We start from the raw sequence: 18,036 nt of genomic DNA, 5'->3' as shown, positions 1-18,036 counted from the left end.
GCCACTACGACCATCGACAGGCGGCCAACTCCGACCGTCGACAGCGAGCCGCAGGGCACAGCCAATGCCAGCCCGTCAACACCGTGAATAAGCAGATGCATTGCGTTCCGCGGCCGCACACTGGATAGTTTCGGCAATGTTGCAGGCCCTAGCGACACACTGGCCCCAGATCCTCGCGATCATTTCAGGGGTGATGGCGACAGTCGGCATCGTCCATGCCGTCATGACGAAGGAAGACGTGCGCGCCGCCACCGGGTGGGTGGGCGTGATGCTGCTTTCGCCATTCCTTGGCGCAATCATCTATGCCATCGCCGGCATCAATCGAATCCGCCGCGCGACGATCAGCGCCATGCGGCCCTTTCCCAACGAGGCCGCTTCGGCAAAGCAGGACCCCGACACCGCCACCGAGGCACTAATCGCGGCACAATACGGCCAGCGGTTTGCCGGACTGAAAACGCTGGGCGACAGGGTGGCGCGGCGCCCCTTGACTTATGGAAACACGATATCGGTGCTGCGGACGGGCGACGAGGCCTATGGGGCGATGTGCCGGGCGATCGACAATGCCGAGCGCAGTGTCCTTCTCGAGACCTACATCTTCGACAACGACTCCGCCGGGCAGCTTTTCGTCGAATCGCTTGGCCGTGCCGTCCGCCGCGGCGTGACCGTGCGCGTGCTGATCGACGCGGTCGGCGTGCGCTACTCGGTGCCCAGCATCCTCAAGCAGATCAAGGAGGCTGATATTACCGTCGATCTTTTCAACGGCAATATCGTCATGGGCCTGAGACTTCCCTATGCTAATTTGAGAACCCACAGGAAGATCCTGGTCATCGACGGCATGGTCGCGTTCACGGGAGGCATGAACATCCGCAAGGGCTTTTCAGCCGAATTCGCGGGCCCCGACAGCTCCAGGGACACGCATTTCCAGGTGACCGGCCCGGTGGTATCAGACCTTTTCTCGGTTGCGGCCGAGGATTGGCGTTTCGCCGGCAACGAGGCACTGAAAGGCGACATCTGGCAAATAAAGGACCTCTCGCCGCCGCCCGGCCAGCCGATGATGGTCCGCGCCGTGGCAACAGGGCCGGATGCCAGCATCGAAACGAACCACAAATTGCTGATCGGCGCATTTTCCGTCGCCCGCAAATCGATCCGCATCATGTCGCCCTATTTCCTGCCGGACCGGGAACTGATCAGCGCGCTGACGACAGCCGGCCGGCGCGGTGTCGAAATCGATATCGTCGTGCCGGCCGTGAACAACCTTTTCCTCGTCGACCGCGCGATGACGGCCCAGTTCGACCAGGTGCTGAAGCACTATTGCCGCGTTTGGCGCCACGAGGGCTCGTTCGACCATTCGAAGTTGATGTCGATCGATGGCGTGTGGGCCTATGTCGGATCGTCCAACCTCGATGCCCGGTCGCTGAGGCTGAATTTCGAGATCGACATGGAGGTCCTCGACGCCGGCTTTGCCTCGGAGGTCGAGGAGAGGATCGCTTCGGCGATCGCCCGCGCCGTACCTGTAACGCTCGAAGCCCTGCGAGCACGACCATTCATCGTTCGCCTGTTCGACCGTGTGCTGTGGTTGGGCTCGCCCTATCTCTAATGCATGTCGCGCAAAAGTGTGCAGCGGTTTTGCGGTAACGACATGCATAACAACAAGAATCTAAAGCGCGTCGCATGAGGCCGGTCGAACGTGACGCGCTTCAGAAGCAAGGAAATAAACAGCAGGCGCATGCATAAAAACGAACGCAGCCTTCCGGAGAGCGTGCTCGTGTCCATCCGCGCCAGAAATGCGCGGAAGGCAAAATCCGAGCAGCGCAAGCGCACTGACGACACCGAAATGGTGGTTGCCTCCTATAACGTCCACAAATGCATCGGCGTCGACCGGAAATTCGACCCCGAACGCACCGCTCGCGTCATCCGGGAAATCAGCCCGGATGTCATCGCGCTGCAGGAGGCCGACAACCGCTTTGGCGATCGTGCCGGGCTGCTCGACCTTGCCCGCCTCGAAATGGAAACGGGACTGGTGCCGGTGCCGATTGCCGGAAACGGCAAGGGACATGGCTGGCGCGGCAATGTGCTTCTGTTCAAGCGCGGCACCGTGCGCGACGTGCACCAGATCAAGCTGCCGGGGCTCGAGCCGCGCGGGGCGCTCGTTGCCGAGATCGATCTCGACGACAAACCGACGCTGCGCGTCATCGCGGCCCATCTCGGCCTGCTGCGCCGCTCGCGCTCCGAGCAGGCCCGTGCCGTGCTCGACATCATGAGCAGTGCCGACGAAAGGCCGACGCTGCTGCTCGGCGACCTGAACGAATGGCGGCTGGGAAACCGCTCCTCCCTGAACACGCTGCATACGACCTTTGGCCCGTTGCCGCCGGCGGTCCCCACCTTTCCATCGAGCCTTCCGCTCTTGGCGCTCGACCGGATCATGGCCAACCGGCACGGGATGATCTCGGCCGTCGAAGCGCACGACACCCCGCTTTCGCGGGTTGCCTCCGATCATCTGCCGCTCACGGCCTTCGTGCGCCTGTAAGGTGGCTGTGTGGCCATGGCCCCTCCCGCAATCAAACCGGCTTGGCGCCAAGCTCGCCTGGCGGACGGCCGCATGACTGACGCACCACCAGCCGGCCTCATTGCTTAAAGCAATACTCGCGGTGCCATTCCAAAAACCGAGGATGCGGGCGTTCAAACTGTCGGCCCGGCGGAAGCGCGCGGCGGGTCTTGTTGATGAACGCTTGCACGCTATCGAGGTCGTTAACCTGTCGCGAGATAAGAATTTCCAGATCGTCGGATAGGCTGATCAAGCCGCGATCGAACATCCAGTGCGCCGTACCGGACAGCGCGATCCCATTGTTGATGACGTCGGGTCCATTCGCTTCGACCGGTCGAATATGGGCGGCTGAAACCTCCGCTCGCCCGCCGCCATTTATCAACTTCAGTCCCGTGATCGCGCACCGCTCATCATAGGCGCGCAAGACGATGCGGCGGAAAATCCGGTCCCGCACAATTCGCGATCCGATGTAGCTTACGCGATCACGGCTCTGGTCGAACTCGAATGGTGCCTGCTCGTCCTGAAAACCGGCAGATGTGCCGGGCTCATCAACGCGCGGCAGCAACTCATTCGTGTCCAGACCCAGATCGACAATGCGGTTGAAATCGGCTGGACTGATTGGGCGGACGGCCGACTGAGCGCGGCCGGAAATCCGTCCCTGGTCGTTGAATAAGCCTCGCTCAACGAGACCATCAGGTCCGTTAAACGGAACAGGATTGACGAAATCGAGATAGGTTCCGGGCTCAATCAGAGCGAGGTACATGTCGGGCGTCACAGGATCGGGAATGATCTGTTGGACTTTGGCTACGGCGTAATAGCCACGCGTATCGTTTACCTTGCTAGGCTCGTAATAAATGATCCAGCCGCCGACGCAGGCTTCGACGCGGCTTAGATACGGGCGAGGAAACTGGTATTGCTCAGCGGGGCGGTCATTGTAGATCGAATCTGGGCGATGAATGAAAACCCCGAATCCCATGATCTTCCTGCAATGCGTTCTTCGGCGAAATCAGCCTCAGATGTAACACCAAAATTCGATCTTGGAAGCTTAGTTCAGGCCGGAGGAATTGCTGAGCGCAAGTGGCGCTATTGCGCCGCCGCTTCCGTGAGCTGTCGGCAATATTGTGGAAGCCGACCCGTATCCAGGTTGGTCACGCCGAGCAGGAGCCCCTGCCACGGGGGTGATCGGACGCACCATTGAGAGAGGGGCGACGGAGCCAAGCCGAACGAGCGGGCGCGGCGGGCGATCTCCACGTCCGACAGGCAGGCTTTTGTCGAGACAATGACCGCCAGGCCGGCGGTGGCTTCGACTTTCAACGACTCCGACCCGACCTGTGCAAGGCCCTCGAGCAGGGCCTGCCGCCGAGACGCGTAGAGGCGCTTCATGCGCCGCAGATGCCGAATATAGTGCCCCTCGCGCAGGAACTCGGCCACCGCGCCTTGGAGCGCCAGGGCCGGAGCCGGAGCCAGGCAGGCGCATACGTCACCGAACCGGCCAGCCAGTTCGACAGGCGCAACGACGAACCCGAGGCGCAGAACCGGGCTGATCGTCTTGCTGAAGCTGCCAATATGCAGGACCCGTCCACCGTGATCGAGCGAAGCGAGCGCTGGAGCCGCCCGGCCGGTCAGCTGCAGCTCGCTCAGATAATCGTCCTCGATGATCCAGGCGTCGCTCCGCCGGGCCCAAGCGAGCAACGCAAGCCTGCGGCTCAGCGACATCGTCATCCCGAGTGGCGCATGTTGCCCTGGCGTGACGATCGCCAGCGCTGCGTCCTGAGCGCTCCGGACGCCGGAAGCGACATCCAGGCCTTCAGTGTCGACCGGAACGGCCGTCACGGAGATGCCGGCCAGGTCGAGCGCTTTGCGTGTGATCGGGAAGCTCGGATCCTCGATCAAGGCTCGCGATCCCTCGACCCGCAAAGCGCGCACCGCCAGACCGATGGCCCCGGAATAGCCTGCCGCGATGAACACCTGGGCGGGACTGCACCGAAGACCCCGCGCGATCCCGACATAGGCCGCGATTTCCTTTCGCAGCTGCGGATCACCCCGGGGATCGGGATAGCTTACCGGCGCGGCCGCCGCCCGCCGCGCCGCTCGCGCGAAGACGCGCGACCACAGCTTGAACGGAAAGGCGTCTTGCGAGGGCACGCCCATCTGGAAGGGCAGAGGCGGCGTTCCATAGCTATGGAACAGCTCCGGCAGGGGCGGCACGTCTGGCGACCACAAGGGCGCCGACGAACGCGGCGGGCCCTCGGCGACGCGGGTGCCCGCCGCGCCGGCGCCGACTGCGAACTGCTCGTCGATGAGGCGCTGGTAGGCGACGCGTACGGTGCCGCGCGAGACGCCGAGCTGAGCGGCCATGTCACGCCAGGAAGGAAGCTTTGCTCCCGGGTCTAGCCGCCCGGTCTCGATGGCGTCCCGGACCGTCCGGTAGATCTGTGTCGCCAGCGGCGTCCTTGCGGCGCGGTCGAGATGGATGGACACAGTGGCCATAGCGCGATGGTACCATCATTCCCGCCAATCTTGGTCCTGTTTCATGACCAGAGCCGGACATATGTACCGACCACGCCACGTGACAGATGACCGAGGAGACAATTCCGATGAAGGCAATCGCAGTAACGGATCAGGCCGCGGGAACGGCCGGGATGAAGCTGGCGGAGCGATCCGAGCCACAGGCAGCGATTAACGACGTCGTCGTTCAGGTTCATGCGTCGGGATTCGTCCCGACCGAGCTGACGTGGCCCTCGACCTGGACCGATCGCGTCGACCGTGACCGGACGCCATCGATCCCCGGGCACGAGCTGGCCGGAGTGGTCACCGCCCTCGGCTACGGCACGACGGGACTGTCGGTGGGCCAGCGGGTGTTCGGCCTCGCCGATTGGTATCGCGACGGCACCCTGGCGGAGTATGTGGCCGTCGAGGCACGTAACCTCGCGCCGCTGCCGGGCGACGTCGACTTTACGGTAGGCGCTAGTTTGCCGATCTCGGGCCTGACTGCATGGCAGGGTCTGTTCGACCATGGCCGCCTTCGGGCGGGGCAGAGCGTCCTTGCGCACGGTGCGGCCGGCGCAGTCGGGTCGATGGTGACACAACTCGCGCGGGAGGCCGGCGCCTACGTCATTGGCACCGGGCGCTCCGCCGACCGTCAGAAGGCTCTCGACTTCGGCGCGAACGAGTTCGTCGACCTAGAGAACGACGCACTGGAAGACGTCGGCGGCGTCGATCTGGTGTTCGATGTCATCGGCGGCGACATCCAGAAACGGTCCGCGGGCCTGATTCGAGCCGGAGGGACACTGGTGACCGTCGTCGGGCCGCCCGACGCGCGGCCCGCCAATGGCCTGGCGATCGACTTCGTTGTCGAGTCCGATCGTGCTCAACTGAATGAGATCGTCCAGCGGGTGCGGGACGGACGACTGCGGACGAACATCGGCAACATCTCCACCCTCGACGATGCCGTTTGCGCCTTCAACCCGACCGAGCGACGCTCGGGGAAGACGATCATCCGCGTTCGTCCGTGAGCGACACGTGAGGCGGCGCGATGGTGCGCTCAATCTCCCCCTTTGCGGGGGAGATGCCCGGCAGGGCAGAGGGGGGTGTGAAGGATCGCCAGCGTTCGGGGCGGGCAACCGTCATGGCGGTGCAGTTGCGATTTCGTCGATAGGCTGGCGGGACAGCGCCCCCCTCTGGCCTGCCGGCCATCTCCCCCTCAAGGGGGGAGATCGGCAGCTCGGGCCTTGGCGCTCATTTGCAATGTTGGTGGTTGGCGAAATCATTGATGACGGCCAATCTCCCCCCTTGAGGGGGAGATGCCCGGCAGGGTAGAGGGGGGTCGGTTCGACCGGGCGCGGCTTCCTCTCTTACGGTAGTGGAGGTTGGCGCTTTACGCGCAGCGACCCCCTCTGTCGCCTTCGGCGACATCTCCCCCTCGAGGGGGGAGATCGGCAGCTCACCCCACCCGCTTCCCCCGCCTGCCCTTCACCATCGCACCCGCCCTCGCCTCCATCACTTTCTCAATCTCCCGCTTCAGCTCGTCCTTGATATCGACCGTTTCGTTCATCAGCGCGTCGATCTTCATGAAGTCGAGCACGCGGTATTTCGAGACGGCCGGGCGCACCAGAATGTCGGGGCGGCACTGTTTGAGCTTGTTGGCGATGATCGACTGCATCATCAGCTGCGTGGCGCCGAACATCAGGTCGACGGAGGTCGGGTGCTTGCGCTCGGCCTCGGTCGGCCCGCCGACGACGTCGACGGCGATGATGATGTCGGCGTCCTTTTCGATGAGATCGAACGGCACGGGGTTGTAGATGCCGCCGTCGATCAGCAGGCGGCCGTCGCGCGTCACCGGGCGGAACACGGCGGGAATGGCCGCCGAGGCGGCAAGGGCGGAAGGCAAATCGCCGTCGCTGATCACTTTCAGCCTGTGGCCGTAGTAGTCGGTCGCCGTCACCTTCAGCGGGATCTTCAATTCGGCGAAGGTCTCGGGGATGGCTTCGGGCAGGAACGCCTTGAGGATGCGCTCGACATTGAACTGGCTGACGCGCAGGCCGCCCTGCAGCGCCTCGGCGAAGGTGCCGGGCCTGGCGCGCCACATGCGGGTCGCCACCTCTACCCGGCGCGAGAGGATCGAGCGCGTATAGTCCTGCATCTCCTTGCCGGTCATGCCCGCGGCCATGCCGGCGCCCATGATGGCGCCGATCGAGGAGCCCGATATCGCCACCGGCCTGATGCCGAGCTCGTCCAGCGCCTCGATGACATGGATATGCGCCAGCCCGCGCGCGCCGCCGCCGCCAAAGGCGATGCCGAAGGTGGGGCCGGTGCTAGTGGGCATGTTGCGTGGCTCCTGCCCGCAGGGCTGGTGGAGAATTGTCTAAGTTGGCGCTGCCCCTCACCTGCCTGCCGGCATCCTCTCCCCGTATAGGGACGGGGAGAGGGGCGCTGTCGTTGCCGGTTTCGCCAATCACCAGCGTTGCAGGAAGCGCGCCGAGGCTGCGGCCGGCCCCCTTCTCCCCGTCACTATACGGGGAGAAGTGCCCGGCAGGGCGATGAGGGGCGGCGCCAGCGCCTGGAAAACGAGGCGGATGCAAAGCCTGAAGCGATTGCCCTGCCCCGCTCATCCCTTGCTCCCCAGCTTCGGCCCCACCACCATGATCGACGGCTCGGGCGACAGCAACTTCTTTGCCACCGCCTTGACCTGATCCAGGCTCACGCCGTTGATGAGCGCGGCGCGGCGCTGGATGTAGTCGATGCCGAGCTTGTCCAACTGCAGTTCGAGCAGCGTCGCGGCAATGGAGCCGGAGGAATCCAGATTGCTGATGGCATAGGCGCCGACCATGTATTTCTTGGTTGCCTCGAGCTCGGCTTCGGTCGGGCCCTCATCGGCCATCTCCTTGACCACCTTGCGCACCAGCGCCAGCGTCTCGGCCGCCCGGTCGGAGCGCGTCGCGGTGGTGACGACCAGGGCGTTGGCGTGCTGATGGTCGACCAGGCCGGAGCTGGCGCCGTAGGCCAGGCCGCGCTTTTCGCGCACTTCCTGGTAGAGGCGCGAGGTGAAGGCCGAGCCGCCGAGGATCTCGTTCATCAGCGCGGCGGCGAAGAAATCCGGCGCCTGGCGGTCGACGCCGGGATAAGCGAGCTGCAGCGAGGTCTGCGGCAAATCGTAGTCGACCTCGACATGCTCGCCCAGCCTGGGAGCGACATCGGCGACAGGGGCGAGCGTCTGTTTCTCCGGCAGGTCGCCGAAGACGGCGTCGAGCTTCTTCTTCAGCGTCTCGGCGTCGATGGCGCCGACCACCGCGACATGCAGGCCGCCGCGGGCGAAATTCGCCTTGTGGAAGGCGGCGAGATCGGCCGGGGTGATGGTGGCGATGCTCTGCCTGGTGCCCTGGTCGGGCCTGGAATAGGGATGCGCGCCGTAGATGGCGCGCAGCCATTTGGTCTGGGCGATCGTGTTGGGGTCGCGCTCATTGGCGATGATGCCGGACAGGACCTGGGAGCGGATGCGGTCGATCGGCGCCTGGTCGAAGCGCGGATGGTTGATCGCCATGCCGAGCAGGTCGAACGCGCCGTCGCGCTCTTCGGCCAGCATGCGCATCGAACCATAGGTGCCGTCGCGCCGCGCATCGAAGCTCATCTCGGCGCCGACCTCGTCCAGTTTCGCCTGGAAGGCCTCGCTGTCGAGATCGCCGGCGCCCTCGTCGAACAGGCCGCTCATCAGATTGGCCAGCCCCTCCTTGCCCACGGGATCCTGCGTCGAGCCGCCGTCGAAAGCGAAGCGGATGGCGACGATGGGCACGGAATAATCCTCGACCAGCCAGGCGGTGATGCCCTTCTGCGAAGTCACCTGCTGGATGTTCATCGCCGCGCGGGCGGTAAGCGGGGGCAGGATGAGGAAGAGGATGGCGAGGAGCAAGGTGGCGAGTGTCCTGGCGGCGCGCCAATTGCCGAGGTCCGCGCCGCCCCTCATCCGCCTGCCGGCACCTTCTCCCCGTATAGTGACGGGGAGAAGGGGGCTGGCCGCGGCCTTGGCACCCTTCTTGCAATGGTGGCGATTGGCGAAACCGTCGATGACAGTCCCCCTCTCCCCGTCCCTATACGGGGAGAGGATGCCGGCAGGCAGGTGAGGGGCTGCGCCGTCGCCCGTAGTGGAGGCCAAGCTCGTCATCATCAATTCCCCGCCTGTGTCTGCGGCAAGAGATACCCTGTCGTCGAATGGTCGAGCTTGAGATAGCGCGCGGCGACTGCCTTGACCTCTTCGGCGGTGACCTTTCGGATGCGGTCCGGCCATTCCTGGACATCCCTGACATTGCCGCCGGTGGCCAGCGTCGCGCCATACATGTTAGCCATGTCGTCCTGCTTGTCACGGGCGAAGATCATCGACCTGATGTAGCGGTCCTTGGCCTTCTCCAGTTCGCTGTCGGTGACCCCGCCGGCGGCGATGCGGGCGATCTCGGCGTCGACGGCGGCCTCGACATCTGCCAGCTTGGCGTCGCCGCGCGGTGCGCCATAGACGGTGAAATTGGTGGCGTCGAGCATGGTGCCCTGGAAATAGGCGCCGGCAGTGGCGGCGATGCCTTGTTTGACGACAAGCTGCTGGTAGAGCCGGCTGCGGTTGCCGCCGCCGAGGATCTCGGCCAGCAGATCCAGCGCCTCCGCCTCGCCGGGCTTTGCCGTGTGATAGGACGGCACCACCCATTGCGTGGTGAAGGCCGGCACGGAAACGCGCGCGTCGGTCAGCGTCACCGTGCGCTTCGTGTTCTGCTCCGGCTCGACCGGCCGAATGCGCGGCGGCAGGTCCGGCCCTCGCGCGACCTTGCCATAGGTCTTTTCGGCCAGCGCCTTGACCATCTCGGGCGTCACGTCGCCGGCAACGATCAGCACGGCGTTGTTGGGCGTGTAATATTTGTCGTAGAAGGCCTTGGCGTCGGCGCGGTTCAACTGCTCCATCTCCTGCATCCAGCCGATCACCGGAATGCGGTAGGGCTGGTTCTGCCACAGCGTGGCGTCGACCTCTTCCTCCAGCACCGCCTGCGGGTTGCTGTCGATGCGCGAGCGGCGCTCCTCCAGGATGACGTCGCGCTCGGTCTTGATGACATCGTCGGTGAGGATGAGGTTGCGCATGCGGTCGGCCTCGAAGCTCATCATCTCACCGAGCGCCGACGGCGCCACCGTCTCGTGGAAGGCGGTGTAGTCATAGGAGGTGAAGGCGTTGTTGGAGCCGCCGATGGCCGAGACGGCGCGGTCGAACTCGCCGGCGGCATGGTTGGTCGTCGCCTTGAACATCAGATGCTCGAAGAAATGCGCGATGCCGGATTTGCCCGGCGGCTCGTCGGCGCTGCCGATCTTGTACCACACCATATGGGTGACGATCGGGGCGCGGTGATCGGGGATGACCACCACCTCCATGCCGTTGTCGAGCAGGAAATTCGTCACCGTGCCATCGTCGGCGGCAAGCGCCGGCGTCGTCGACAGAGCCAGTGTCAGCAGCGTTGCGCGCAGCCATTCAGAAGGTTTCATCGATGGCTCCGGTTGTCGTGGCGAGACGATAGGCAGGGTCTTGGGGACAAGCAAAGTGAATTGTTCGTCATTTTCGAGGCTGCCAATGGCGGCCAACCGCCGCATTGGGCGCAGAATTGTCCATGATGCGCGAGGCGCCCCCCTCTGTCCTGCCGGACATCTCCCCCTCAAGGGGGGAGATCAGCACTTCGCCTGCAGCGATTTTCCTGCAACGCGAGCGGTTGGCGAAAGCGGTGGTGACGGCCAATCTCCCCCCTTGAGGGGGAGATGTCCGGCAGGACAGAGGGGGGCGCGAAGGAACTCGACCGTGCAAAACCTCCGCCCTCTCACCCAACCTCGATGAACCGGATCACCGTCTCGCCATAGCCCCGCTCATCCACCACCGAAAATCCCGGCCCAACCTCAAACGGCGCCGATGCCGCCTCCTCGACCACGCAGAGCGCGCCCGGGAGCAGCCAGCCGCCGGCCCTGGCCGAGCGCAGCGCGCGCTCGCCGAGGCCTTTGCCATAGGGCGGATCGGCGAAGACCAGGCCAAAAGCCGAAAGCGTGCCCGCCTCGCCCAAGGCGCTGGCGTCGCGTCGAAAAATCTTGGTGCGCCCCGTGAGCCCGAAAGCCTCGACATTGGTGCGGATCAGGCCGCGTCCTTCGGCCGATTCCTCGATGAAGACGCCATAGACGGCGCCGCGCGACAGCGCTTCGAGGCCGAGAGCGCCGGTGCCGGCGAACAGGTCGAGCACCCGCGCGCCCGCAAGGCTTTGCGGAAAGCGATGCGCCAGCACGTTGAACACCGCCTCGCGGGTGCGGTCGGTGGTCGGGCGGATGGCATGATCGCGCGGCGTCGCCAGCGGACGCCCGCGAAACTCACCGCCGACGATTCTCATCTGGTCCTGGGTCTCATCTGGTTCTGGGACCCTTGGGGCCACGTGGACGCTCACCGCTCCTGCCGCCGCCATCGGGACGCTCGCCACGCGGCTTGCCGAACGGCTTTGCGCCAGCCGGCTTGCCATAAGCCGGCTTGAACGAGGCCTTGCGCGCCTTGGCCTCGGCCGCCTTGGCGGCATCGGCTTCCGCCCTGCCCTTGCCTATGGGACGCGCGCCCGGCGCCATCCAGACATTGGTCTTGCGCTGGCCCGGCGGCTCGATCGGCCGCTGCTCGCGCTCGGATTTCTTGCCGCCGCCCGGCTTGCCGCCAAAGCGGGGCTTGTCGCCAAAACCGCCGCGCGGCTTGTCGCCAAAATCGCTGCGCTCAGGCCTAGGGCCACGCTCGCCAAAGCTCTTTTCCGGCCGCGCGCTTCTTTCGGGACTTGTCGAGAGCTTGCCCAGCGCCTCGTCGCGGCTGCCTTCGCGACGCTTGCGGTTCTTGATCAGCCCGCCCTCGCCGATCGGGCGGCGATCGACCCCGTCGCGCGTGAATTTCGGCCGCTCGACCTCCTCCGGGCGCGGTTCGGTGCGCCGAACCGGCTTGTTGGAGAAGGGCTTTGTGATCTCGGCGTCGAAATTGGCGCCGGATTCCTCGACCAGGCGCTCGCCGAGCTGGTCGCGCAGCACGCGGCCCTTGATCTCCAGCACATGGCCCTCCGGCAGTTCGTCGAGCTGGAACGGCCCGTAGGAAATGCGGATCAGCCGTGTGACATCGAGGCCGAGGGAACCGAGGATGTTCTTGACCTCGCGGTTCTTGCCTTCGCGCAAGCCGATGGTCAGCCAGGCGTTCGAGCCCTGCTCGCGGTCGAGCGAGGCCTCGATCGCGCCGTAGAAGACGCCATCGACGGCAATGCCTTCACGCAAGCCGGCGAGCGCGCTTTCCTCGACCTTGCCGTGGACGCGCACGCGGTAGCGCCGGAGCCAGCCGGTGGCCGGCAGTTCGAGCACGCGCGACAGGCCGCCATCATTGGTGAGCAGCAGCAGACCTTCCGTGTTGATGTCGAGCCGGCCGATCGTCATCAGCCGCGGCAAATCCGCCGGCAGCACGTCGAACACGGTTTTCCGCCCCTCGGGGTCGCGGTTGGTGGTCACAACGCCGGCCGGCTTGTGAAACAGGAACAGCCGCGTGCGCTCGATCGGCGGGATCTCCATGCCGTCGAGATGGATAATGTCGCCCGGCATGACGTTGAAGGCCGGCGAAGTGAGAGCCCGGCCGTTGACCTTGACGCGGCCGGCCGCAATCAGCTCCTCGGCATCGCGGCGCGAGGCAAGGCCGGCACGGGCCAGCCGCTTGGCGATGCGCTCGCCGGCCTCTTCCGTTGCCTCGGCGAGACGCGGGCGCGGCTTGAAGCCTTGTGGGCGATCGCCGCCGAAATCGCGCTTGGGACGCTCGAAGCGCTTTTCGCCATCCGCCGCTGCGGCAGCAGGCCGGTCGCCACGCGGCTTGAACTCGCGCTTCGGCCGTTCGCCCTCGGCTGCCATCGGACGATCGCCGCGCGGCGCGTAAGGCTTGCGCGCGCCCTCGCGCTTCTCATAGGGCCTGCCCTCCGGGGGCTTGCCTTCCGGGCGCGGACCTCTGTGGAACGGTCTTTCAGCGCGCGCCTCGCCCGGCTCGCGCGGCTTGTACGCGCGTTTGAAATCGCGCTGCGGCCGTTCGCCTTCGGCGGCAATCGGACGATCGCCGCGCGGCGCATATGGCTTGCGCGGGCCTTCCTGCTTCTCGAAGGGCTTGCCTTCGGGACGCGGGCCTTTGCGAAACGGCTTGTCACCGCTCTTGAAGTCGTGCTTCGGCCGCTCGCCCTCGGCCGCAATCGGCCGGGCGCCGCGCGGCGCATAAGGTTTCTTGGCGCCGAAAGACGGCTTGCCGCCCTTGCCGGCGGCGCCATCGCGGCGCGGCCCCGTCGCTCTCGGACCGCTTTTGCCCGGGCCTTTCTGGCGCGGGAATTTCTTGTCGTTGTCGTCCATGTGGCCTTCTCGTTTGCGCCGCTACAGCGCCGTGGGTCCTCACGGACGCGCAAATGACGCTGCAGTACTTTGATTTTGCGCACGATCCCCAGCGAAACCGATTCCGGTTTTGAGGGATCATGCGCTAGATAACAGGATCGCGCAGGAGTAGCGAGGGGATAATCGGAATGGAAACCGCGTGAAGCGGCCGGATTTCATGGCGCTGGCGCTGCGCGAGGCCGAAGCCGCCGCCTCACGCGGCGAAGTGCCGGTCGGCGCGGTCGTCGCCAGTGGCGATACGGTCTTGGCAAAGGCCGGCAACCGCACCCGCGAGCTTGCCGATCCCACCGCGCACGCCGAAATGCTGGCGATCCGCGAAGCCTGCCGCAAGCTTTCCAGCGAGCGGCTCACCGGCCACGACCTCTATGTCACGCTGGAGCCTTGCGCCATGTGCGCCGGCGCCATCTCCTTCGCCAGGCTGCGCCGGCTCTATTTCGGCGCCGTCGACGAAAAAGGCGGCGCGGTGGTCAATGGCGTGCGCTTCTTTGCCTCGCCCACCTGCCACCATGTGCCCGACATCTATCCGGGTCTGGCGGAAAGCGAGGCAGCCTTGCTGCTGAAGGATTTCTTCCGCGAGCGGCGGGAACCCTGAACGGGTCGCCGCCGTCAAAGCGACGAAATGTCTGCCGTACTTACCAGGATGGCATCCAGTCGAACCAGCCGCTGCCGCTCTTGCTCTTGGCGGCCGCTTCCTTCTTGAGGCGGCGTTCCTTCTTGTACTCGTCCTCGCCGAGGTCGTTTTGCGGCGCGGTGCCGGCGGCAACACGATATTGCACGGGCGGTTCGCTGAGATATTTGCGGGTGTTGGGATCACCCTGGTTGGCTTCGGCCTGGCGGCGCTTGATCTCGTTGGCGCGACTCTTGCTCGCGTCCGAATCCGACGGAGTCCAGCGCGGCGGATGGCTCGATGCCGAGTCCGCGATCGCCTTTTTCACCGAGGCAGGATCGGTCTGCACGTCATCGACGATCTGCGACTGGTAGGACGGGTCGTCCTGATGGGCGGTGGCATCGGCGCGCAGCCGGGCGCGGCGCTGCTCGGGCGATTCGGGCCAGTCGGCGCTCGCCGTCTCGATGCTTTCCTGCGGCGGCGGCAGGTTTTCCTTCTGCCCCGGCGCGGGCTTCACCAGTTCGGGACGCGGCTTGTAGTCGATCCGTTCCTTGCGCTGAGGCGAGATGGTAAAGGCACTGGTCAGATCGCCGGCAAGCTGTTCGCCCGCGGTCTTGTCGGTACCGTAGGTCGGAGAACCCATGCAGCCGGACAAGGCGAAGCCCGATACGACAAGCGGCGCCAGCAGCGCAACGCGCACGCAAGTTCTCTCGGTCATGCCAAAAAGTCCCACTCTAGACAGCCTCTCGATCGCCACCGGCCAAAGGTCCGGTCCCCATCGTCCAACCACTTGCGACGGAAATCCGGCGACAATTTGTCGGCCGGAGTTTCGCGTATTTACCTCAACCACCCGTTAAGGGCAACGCGCGCGGGCCGATCAGCCGCCCGCCGTGGCACTTTTGCACCGGCTTATATATGCCGATGCATGTCGTTGTCCCAAAACCGCTACACACTTTGGGCGACATGCATCAGACACGCCCAAGCGCCTTCAACTCATGCAGCACAGCGGCATCCCGTGCCGAAACATCGGGAAATTCCGCGTCGCTGCCGACATCGGCGGTATAGCGCCAGGAGCGCGCGCATTTGACCAGGCCCCTCGCCTCGGCCTTCTCGACCACCACGGCGACGCCCCTGACATCGTCCAGCGTGAAGGCCTCTGCCGGCGCCTGGCCATGGACAATGACCAGGTCGCTGGTGATCGCCATCTCGGCCATGTCGACATCCGAAATGGCTGCTTCGAGTGCCGCATCGTTAAGGGTGACGACCGGCACCGCTTCCAGCGACGAACCTATGACCTTCTGGGCGCGCGCGATCTCGAGTGCACCGGTGACGACACGGCGGACCTGCCGCACCTTGCGCCATTTCTCCGCCAGCGCCTCGTTCTTCCAGTCAGCCGGGATTTGCGGAAACTGGTCGAGATGCAGCGAGACGGCTTCGGGATGACGGTCGAGCCAGGCCTCTTCCATGGTGAAGGGCAGCATCGGCGCCAGCCATTTCACCAGGCAGTCGAAGAGATGGCGCACCACCTGCACGGAAGCCTTGCGCTTCACGCTGGACGGCGCGTCACAGTAAAGCGCGTCCTTGCGGATGTCGAAATAGAAGGCCGACAATTCGACGACCATGAAGTCGAGCAGCGCGCGGGTGATGCGCTTGAATTCGAAGGCGTCGTAGCCCTGGCGCACGAGTTCATCCAATTCGGCGAGCCGGTGCAGCATCAGCCGCTCCAGTTCCGGCATCTGGTCCAGCGGCACCTCCTCACCATCGTCATGGGCGAGCGTGCCCAGCATCCAGCGGATGGTGTTCCTGAGCTTGCGGTAGGCGTCGATGTTGGTCTGCAGCACGTTCTTGCCGAGCCGCTGGTCTTCCCAGTAATCGGTCGTCACCACCCAGAGCCGCAGGATGTCGGCGCCCGACTGCTTGATGACGTCCTGCGGCACGACGGTGTTGCCGAGCGACTTCGACATTTTGCGTCCTTCCTCGTCCATGGTGAAGCCATGGGTAACGACGGTGTCGTAGGGCGCCCTGCCCCTGGTGCCGCAGCTTTCGAGCAGCGAGGAGTGGAACCAGCCGCGATGCTGGTCTGAGCCTTCGAGATAGACGTCGGCCGGCCATTTCAGGTCCGGACGATCCTCGAGCGTGAAGACATGGCTCGAGCCCGAATCGAACCAGACATCGAGGATGTCCATCACCTGATGCCATTTCGAACCATCGTGGTTGCCGAGGAAACGCTCCTTGGCGTTCGCCGCGAACCAGGCGTCGGCGCCTTCCGTCTCGAAGGCGTCCATGATGCGCTGGTTGACCGCGTCGTCCTTCAGCACATTGCCGTCCTCGTCGGCGAAGACGGCGATCGGCACGCCCCAGGCGCGCTGGCGCGACAGCACCCAGTCCGGGCGCTCCTCGATCATGGCGCGGATGCGGTTCTGGCCTGCCCCTGGCACGAAACGGGTGTCGTCGATGGCTTTCAGCGCGCGGCTGCGCAGCGTCGTGCCGTCGCCGAGATCCTTGTCCATGTAGACGAACCATTGCGGCGTGTTGCGGAAGATGATCGGCTTCTTCGAGCGCCAGGAATGCGGATAGCTGTGCTTCAGCCGCCCGCGCGCGAACAGCGCGTTGCGCTTGATCAATTCGTCGATGACCGCCTGGTTGGCGTTGCCCTTCTTGCCGTTGTCGTCGATGACGCGCGCCGGCCCACCCTCGCGGTCCGGACCGAAACCCGGCGCGTCCCTGGTGAAGAAGCCGGCGTCGTCGACGGTGAAGGGAATTGTCGTGTCGATGCCGCGTGGGCGCAACTCCGACGCGGCGTCCATCCAGGCATCAAAGTCTTCGCGACCATGGCCAGGCGCGGTGTGGACGAAGCCGGTGCCGGCGTCGTCGGTGACGTGGTCGCCGGCGAGCATCGGCACGGGGAATTCGTAGCCACCGTTCAGACCCTTGAAGGGATGCGAAAGCGTAAGACTTCCAAGCTGTTCGGCCGAAACGCTATGAAGACGATTCAAGGTGACCTTCGCCTTGGCGGCGGCATCCTCGGCCAGCGCGTCGGCGAAGATCAGCTTTTCGCCGGGCTGCGGACCGAACGCATTCTCCGCCGCCGTCACCTCATAGAGGCCGTAGGCGACGCGCGGTGAAAAGTTGACGGCGCGATTGCCGGGGATGGTCCAGGGTGTGGTCGTCCAGATGACGACATGGGCCTCGAGCAAGTCGAGCGCGGTCTCGGTCAGCGTTGCCGGCTGACCGTCTTCAGGGGCGGTGATCACGGGCCGGGCGAGACTTACGACGGGAAACTTCGCCCAGATCGTGTCGCTCTCATAGTCCTGGTATTCGACCTCGGCCTCGGCCAGCGCGGTGCGCTCGACCACGCTCCACATAACAGGCTTGGAGCCACGGTAAAGCTGGCCCGACATGGCGAATTTCAACAGCTCGCCGGCGATGCGCGCCTCGGCGTGGAAGGCCATGGTCGTATAGGGATTGTCGAAGTCGCCGACGACGCCCAGCCGCTGGAACTCGCCGCCCTGCACCTTGATCCAGTGCGCGGCGAAGTCGCGGCATTCCTTACGGAACTCGTTGACCGGCACCTCGTCCTTGTTTTTGCCCTTGGCGCGGTACTGCTCCTCGATCTTCCATTCGATCGGCAGGCCGTGGCAGTCCCAGCCGGGCACGTAGTTCGCATCGTAGCCGCGCATCTGGAACGAGCGGGTGATGACGTCCTTGAGGATCTTGTTCAGCGCATGGCCGATATGGATATTGCCGTTGGCGTAGGGCGGGCCGTCATGCAGCACATATTTGGTGCGGCCGGCGGCACTTTCGCGCAGCTTGCGATAAAGGTCCATGTCCTGCCAGCGCTTGACCAGAAGCGGCTCCTTCTCGGGCAAGCCGGCGCGCATCGGGAAATCCGTCTGCGGCAGATAAAGCGTCTTGGAATAGTCGATCGTTTCAGCAGTATCGGTCATTG

At 64.9% G+C, this 18,036-nt stretch carries 13 protein-coding genes; 4 read left to right on the top strand and 9 right to left on the bottom strand.

Annotated features, from left to right (window positions below; all coding sequences use genetic code 11):
• Positions 1-136: 136 nt before the first annotated feature.
• Both AC0L2H_RS21710 and AC0L2H_RS21705 read left to right on the top strand, forming a co-directional pair.
• Complete coding sequence (locus tag AC0L2H_RS21710) at positions 137-1,597, top strand: phospholipase D-like domain-containing protein (RefSeq protein ID WP_473592124.1); 1,461 nt, start codon at positions 137-139, stop codon at positions 1,595-1,597.
• A 129-nt stretch (positions 1,598-1,726) separates the two neighbouring features.
• Positions 1,727-2,527 (top strand): endonuclease/exonuclease/phosphatase family protein, encoded by an 801-nt coding sequence (locus AC0L2H_RS21705; protein WP_473592123.1) that lies wholly within the window; start codon positions 1,727-1,729, stop codon positions 2,525-2,527.
• A gap of 97 nt (positions 2,528-2,624) precedes the next feature.
• Here the strand turns inward: AC0L2H_RS21705 and AC0L2H_RS21700 are convergent, their stop codons facing one another.
• Both AC0L2H_RS21700 and pdxR read right to left on the bottom strand, forming a co-directional pair.
• Positions 2,625-3,521: an HNH endonuclease gene (locus AC0L2H_RS21700; protein ID WP_473592122.1), complete on the bottom strand. Its 897-nt coding sequence runs from the start codon at positions 3,519-3,521 to the stop codon at positions 2,625-2,627.
• 107 nt (positions 3,522-3,628) lie between these two features.
• A complete protein-coding gene (pdxR, locus tag AC0L2H_RS21695; protein WP_473592121.1) occupies positions 3,629-5,035 on the bottom strand; it encodes a MocR-like pyridoxine biosynthesis transcription factor PdxR in 1,407 nt (468 codons plus the stop codon).
• 107 nt (positions 5,036-5,142) lie between these two features.
• On the opposite strand from pdxR, the gene AC0L2H_RS21690 reads away from it, so the two are divergent.
• Positions 5,143-6,060 (top strand): NADP-dependent oxidoreductase, encoded by a 918-nt coding sequence (locus AC0L2H_RS21690; RefSeq protein WP_473592120.1) that lies wholly within the window; start codon positions 5,143-5,145, stop codon positions 6,058-6,060.
• Between the two features lie 428 nt (positions 6,061-6,488).
• On the opposite strand, the gene AC0L2H_RS21685 is transcribed toward AC0L2H_RS21690, so the two are convergent.
• The 5 genes from AC0L2H_RS21685 to AC0L2H_RS21665 all read right to left on the bottom strand — a co-directional run bounded on the left by AC0L2H_RS21685 (position 6,489) and on the right by AC0L2H_RS21665 (position 13,441).
• Complete coding sequence (locus AC0L2H_RS21685; RefSeq protein WP_473592119.1) at positions 6,489-7,370, bottom strand: patatin-like phospholipase family protein; 882 nt, start codon at positions 7,368-7,370, stop codon at positions 6,489-6,491.
• 282 nt (positions 7,371-7,652) lie between these two features.
• Positions 7,653-9,005: a M16 family metallopeptidase gene (locus tag AC0L2H_RS21680; protein ID WP_473592118.1), complete on the bottom strand. Its 1,353-nt coding sequence runs from the start codon at positions 9,003-9,005 to the stop codon at positions 7,653-7,655.
• Positions 9,006-9,205: 200 nt separating this feature from the next.
• Complete coding sequence (locus AC0L2H_RS21675) at positions 9,206-10,555, bottom strand: M16 family metallopeptidase (RefSeq protein WP_473592117.1); 1,350 nt, start codon at positions 10,553-10,555, stop codon at positions 9,206-9,208.
• A 326-nt stretch (positions 10,556-10,881) separates the two neighbouring features.
• Positions 10,882-11,436 (bottom strand): 16S rRNA (guanine(966)-N(2))-methyltransferase RsmD, encoded by a 555-nt coding sequence (gene rsmD, locus AC0L2H_RS21670; protein WP_473592116.1) that lies wholly within the window; start codon positions 11,434-11,436, stop codon positions 10,882-10,884.
• A gap of 13 nt (positions 11,437-11,449) precedes the next feature.
• The gene (locus tag AC0L2H_RS21665; RefSeq protein WP_473592115.1) at positions 11,450-13,441 is read right to left on the bottom strand and encodes a pseudouridine synthase; all 1,992 of its coding nucleotides are present in this window, start codon (positions 13,439-13,441) and stop codon (positions 11,450-11,452) included.
• Positions 13,442-13,619: 178 nt separating this feature from the next.
• Between AC0L2H_RS21665 and AC0L2H_RS21660 the strand changes: the two genes are divergently transcribed.
• Positions 13,620-14,072, top strand: coding sequence for a nucleoside deaminase (locus AC0L2H_RS21660; protein ID WP_473592114.1), 453 nt, complete (start codon positions 13,620-13,622; stop codon positions 14,070-14,072).
• Positions 14,073-14,112: 40 nt separating this feature from the next.
• Here AC0L2H_RS21660 and AC0L2H_RS21655 read toward each other — a convergent pair whose 3' ends face one another.
• Both AC0L2H_RS21655 and ileS read right to left on the bottom strand, forming a co-directional pair.
• A complete protein-coding gene (locus tag AC0L2H_RS21655; protein ID WP_473592113.1) occupies positions 14,113-14,805 on the bottom strand; it encodes a hypothetical protein in 693 nt (230 codons plus the stop codon).
• A gap of 250 nt (positions 14,806-15,055) precedes the next feature.
• Positions 15,056-18,034, bottom strand: coding sequence for an isoleucine--tRNA ligase (gene ileS, locus AC0L2H_RS21650; RefSeq protein ID WP_473592185.1), 2,979 nt, complete (start codon positions 18,032-18,034; stop codon positions 15,056-15,058).
• Positions 18,035-18,036 lie beyond the last annotated feature (2 nt).

This window comes from Mesorhizobium sp. WSM4871 (genome assembly GCF_055811295.1).
The sequence above is the reverse complement of the archived record's forward strand: the minus strand, read 5'-3'. Positions and strand labels throughout refer to the sequence as shown.

Excerpts from the sequence above, each read along its gene's own strand:
- AC0L2H_RS21700 (WP_473592122.1), bottom strand. The coding sequence starts at position 3,521 with ATGGGATTCGGGGTTTTCATTCATCGCCCAGATTCGATCTACAATGAC.
- AC0L2H_RS21655 (WP_473592113.1), bottom strand. The coding sequence starts at position 14,805 with ATGACCGAGAGAACTTGCGTGCGCGTTGCGCTGCTGGCGCCGCTTGTC.
- pdxR (WP_473592121.1), bottom strand. The coding sequence starts at position 5,035 with ATGGCCACTGTGTCCATCCATCTCGACCGCGCCGCAAGGACGCCGCTG.
- ileS (WP_473592185.1), bottom strand. The coding sequence starts at position 18,034 with ATGACCGATACTGCTGAAACGATCGACTATTCCAAGACGCTTTATCTG.
- AC0L2H_RS21690 (WP_473592120.1), top strand. The coding sequence starts at position 5,143 with ATGAAGGCAATCGCAGTAACGGATCAGGCCGCGGGAACGGCCGGGATG.
- AC0L2H_RS21710 (WP_473592124.1), top strand. The coding sequence starts at position 137 with ATGTTGCAGGCCCTAGCGACACACTGGCCCCAGATCCTCGCGATCATT.
- AC0L2H_RS21705 (WP_473592123.1), top strand. The coding sequence starts at position 1,727 with ATGCATAAAAACGAACGCAGCCTTCCGGAGAGCGTGCTCGTGTCCATC.
- AC0L2H_RS21685 (WP_473592119.1), bottom strand. The coding sequence starts at position 7,370 with ATGCCCACTAGCACCGGCCCCACCTTCGGCATCGCCTTTGGCGGCGGC.
- rsmD (WP_473592116.1), bottom strand. The coding sequence starts at position 11,436 with ATGAGAATCGTCGGCGGTGAGTTTCGCGGGCGTCCGCTGGCGACGCCG.
- AC0L2H_RS21665 (WP_473592115.1), bottom strand. The coding sequence starts at position 13,441 with ATGGACGACAACGACAAGAAATTCCCGCGCCAGAAAGGCCCGGGCAAA.
- AC0L2H_RS21675 (WP_473592117.1), bottom strand. The coding sequence starts at position 10,555 with ATGAAACCTTCTGAATGGCTGCGCGCAACGCTGCTGACACTGGCTCTG.
- AC0L2H_RS21680 (WP_473592118.1), bottom strand. The coding sequence starts at position 9,005 with ATGAGGGGCGGCGCGGACCTCGGCAATTGGCGCGCCGCCAGGACACTC.